Below are 3,847 nucleotides of genomic sequence, written 5' to 3'. Positions count from 1 at the left end.
CTAGCAATGATGGTAGAGAAAGCAGACAAGAAGAAATTGAAACGTGCAGAAAAGCGGTACGAGGAAATGAAAGAGAAAATTGAACCATTCATCGATGTAGAACCTCTTCGCAAAAATCCAACTACCGGCAAATGGATATCTTCAGAGTTTCGTCATATGCAAGATTCACAGAAAAACAAAGATAACAAGACCAGCAAGTAATCCTTCTACGCTAGTTCCTTGCCCTAAATCTACGACATCTCTCCCACCGAATTCACAATCTTTCTGCTCAAGATGTTCTTCTTTCAAGACTTGGCAAAGATAAGTTTCTGTTTCTCGACTATAGGCAAGTTTTATTGGTGGGTTGACTTGTTTCATTATGATGACGATGCCTGACACCTTGGAATCCATCATGGCTGATTTGAAGGAACGGATTAATACCGAAGACAAGACAACCGAAGTTACTGCTGACGAGGTTGAAGCTGCCAAGCATAATACTGTGGTTGTCATGCCGGCGGGTGGCAAGGGAACACGAATCCGTGGTGAGACTGGCGGCGATATCAATAAAGTGATGATTCGTGTCGGCGAAGAGAGCATGATTGAGCGTGCCATTCGCGAATACAGTGAAATTGGCATCGACAAATTCGTTGTATTGACCGGATACCTTGCTGAAGCAGTAGAAGATCATCTGGGCGATGGCTCTCGATGGGGTGTTGACATAAAGTACTCGAAAGACCCTGGCGGACGAAAGGTTGGAAATGCGGGAGCGATACTTCATGCACTTCAGAACGACACGCTGGACGAGAATCTAACATCGATAGTCCACAATCCGGATGACATGATCATCGGCATGGATAGGCCATATGGCGAGGTATTTCTTGAAGGGCAAATCAAGGCGCGAAAGAATGGTTGCATCGCCACATTCATCGTTGTCCCCGAAACACCGTTCCAGTACTCCGGTATGATAATTGATGATGGAAAGGTGCAGGACATAACCAAGTACCCTCCTATCACGGTTCCGGCTCACACGGGGATTACGGTATTTGACCCTGAGGTGTATGACTACTTCTACGAGCATGTCTCGCTTGAGGTGGAGTCCTCCTTTGAGAATGTGATCTGTCCCAAAATCGCCAGGGAAGGGCGTCTATTCGCCATCAACATCCCCTCGGAGCACTGGATTCCTGTGAATAATCTCAAGGGGCTGGAGAAAGCAGAGGCAGCCATGGAAGAAACCTAACAGTTGTGCCGTTTGCACAATCATCGGATGCTTCTTAATGCATCGTCAGACTCTTAACCGGCGTGGGATGCTTCTTGTTTCACACTACTCCCCAAATGGTGCTGCCCTTGAGAACTGTCATCATTCCCACATACAATGAGGAGGAAAATATCGGGAAGCTCATCGAGAGCATCTATAGGTACCTTGATGAGGAGAATCTTGAAGTCATAGTTGTTGATGATGATAGCACTGACAACACCCAAGAGATTGTGAGAAATCTAACTACAAAATACGACAATGTACGATTGATTGTGCGAACGAAAGAACGTGGACTCAGCACTGCTGTCAGGCGTGGCGCAAAGGAAGCGCATGAAGGACCTGTAGTGGTGATGGATGCTGATTTTTCTCACCATCCCCGTTTCTTGTCAGACATGTTTGCCACGTTGGAAGCGGGGTATGATGTGGTCGTCGGTTCTAGGTACACCACCGGTGGGAAGGTTAGAGGTTGGCCTGGAAGCCGTATCGCAGTAAGCAAGGTTGCGACGCTTCTGGCTCGAACTCTACTCCGAATCTCGGTCAAAGATCCGGTTAGTGGTTTCGTTGGCTGTAAATCCCCCCAAATCCTTGCTCGGTCGATTGAACACGCTGAGTATAAGTTTCTGGTAGAAACCTTGGCAAAGAACAGGAATCTGCGCGCAACTGAAGTTCCCATTGTATTTCAGGATCGCCTGTGGGGCGAGAGCAAACTGGATCAAACCACCATCCTTCTCTATATTCAGTTGGTCTTTCGGTTGTTCTTCTATCAGATTCTCGGAAGAATAGATTCTGCGACAACACCTAAGCTATCTAGAGGAGGTCAACATTCCACTGAAAGATAGGTTTTTGTGAAAGGAGCCATTTTATCCATTGAGCGTCTGCCTGCATATTTCACGAAAACATCGTGAGGCAGCTGATGTGCAACTGCATAAACGAAACAACAGACTCGAATGTGATTCCTGATGACTTCAACACCGAATGACGGGATTTCCAGTGAGAACTCACCCACAAATATAGATGCTGAGAGTAGTGGTGACTTTCCCTTCCGTTATCTGTTCTCTATCATAATCATGGTACATTTTCTAGCGATTCTGCTGATTCGTTTTGTAGGTAACAGTATGTACCCCTTTTTTGTTGCAGTCTACTTCTTGATTGCCTGTTACATAGTCTTCCTTGCAGTTGCAGTATCAGAATCAGGCCCCCGGTCTTTTCATACCAGACTACGGCTTAGTAAATTCCAGTATATTCTCATCGTTGCTGCTCTCACTGCGGCCTTGAGACTTGCTTTCTTGGGATCAAACATCAGTATATCCTTGGATCCTCTGTGGTACCTGGATTTTGGCAAGTTCATGATGCAAGGTAAAATGCCATACGCTGACTTCTACTTCCCTTACCCTCCCGTGTTTGCATACTTCATCTATCCCATCGCTTCACTGTATCCCTCGGTTGATGCGTTTAGAGTCCTTGCAACGATTTTTGATGTAGCCATTGTGGCTGTTCTCTGGACGTTGTCTACTCGCAAACCACAGAAATCCCCACTTGATTTGGCCCCCCTCGCCTACGCGCTTTTCCCCCTCTCAATAATCGAATCTGGCGTGAATGGTCATTTTGAACCGATTTCCAACCTCTTCTTGTTGTTAGCCATTATCTTTGTTCTGGATTCTCGACAGAAGTCAGGTGGCGTCATGCTTGGGTTGAGTGTAGCAACGAAAGTTTACGCAGCTTTCCTTCTCCCACTTCTGCTTCCGCTTATGAAAGACTGGCGTGAACGGCTGGAATTTGTTCTGAGTGCTGGAATCACCGGTATCCTGACGTTCATTCCCTTTACAATTCCCGTATGGTTACGTGGTGACATAATATTTCCTGGTACCTCAGTTCCGGGGACTGCACACAGCGGATTCTTGGGTGGGCTCCTTGATGCAATACCTACATCCAGTACCTTTGGACTAGGTTTGACAATTATAGCTGCTATCGTGATACTCGTTCTGTGCTCCGTGTTTTTGAGATATGTCCTGAGAAGAATCACCATCCGTGAAGCGTTTGGATATGACGTAGCGACGCTATTGCTGGGAGCTCTTTTCTTGTTCATGGCAGTAATTGCCACAGCCTATCCTTTCACCAGGATGTCATTGATGGTTTTCTGGCGTTATCCTGCTGACATAGGTGTAGTCAGGGGCATATTGACGGTTCTTGGAGCTATACTGATTCTGGGAACTGCTTGGAAACGATGGCGGAACGACCCTGATCGTGATTTGTCGCTTAGGCAGGCTATAATGCTGATTTCAATTGTGGTACTTGTCTTAGTCACGCTGTTCACCGATGTCTTCTACGGCTGGTATCTTCTATGGTGTATGCCTCCACTGATGATGCTACCGGACCGGAAGATTGTACTGGCAACAGTAGTCTGCCTTCTTGTCATATACCCAAGCTACACCCACGACAATTTCGAAACTCTGGGTTTTAGAGAAAACCGTATATGGTACGATGAGTTTGAAGCTACCACTCCTTGGGAATCCTCTCTGAAAGTAAACGGAAGCATTCCCGAAGGCACTTTGAGAATATTCTCCTATGCCAGAGGAGGCGTAGGCCAATTCTTTGTGAACGCTACAGCCGTAG

General features: G+C 46.5%; 3 protein-coding genes. All 3 read left to right on the top strand.

Annotated elements, in window-relative coordinates; translation table 11 throughout:
• Positions 1–358: 358 nt before the first annotated feature.
• Positions 359–1,216 (top strand): NTP transferase domain-containing protein, encoded by an 858-nt coding sequence (locus GF309_08895; GenBank protein ID MBD3158890.1) that lies wholly within the window; start codon positions 359–361, stop codon positions 1,214–1,216.
• A 74-nt stretch (positions 1,217–1,290) separates the two neighbouring features.
• Positions 1,291–2,073 carry a glycosyltransferase gene (locus GF309_08890; GenBank protein MBD3158889.1) on the top strand — a complete coding sequence of 261 codons (783 nt, stop codon included), beginning with the start codon at positions 1,291–1,293 and terminating at the stop codon, positions 2,071–2,073.
• Positions 2,074–2,193: 120 nt separating this feature from the next.
• Positions 2,194–3,847: DUF2029 domain-containing protein (locus GF309_08885; protein MBD3158888.1), on the top strand; the 1,654-nt coding region annotated here is incomplete at its 3' end.

It is taken from the genome of Candidatus Lokiarchaeota archaeon (genome assembly GCA_014730275.1).
In the GTDB taxonomy this organism is placed as follows: Archaea; Asgardarchaeota; Thorarchaeia; order Thorarchaeales; family Thorarchaeaceae; genus WJIL01.
Note: the sequence above shows the minus strand (reverse complement) of the source record. Positions and strands in the feature narration are given on the sequence as shown.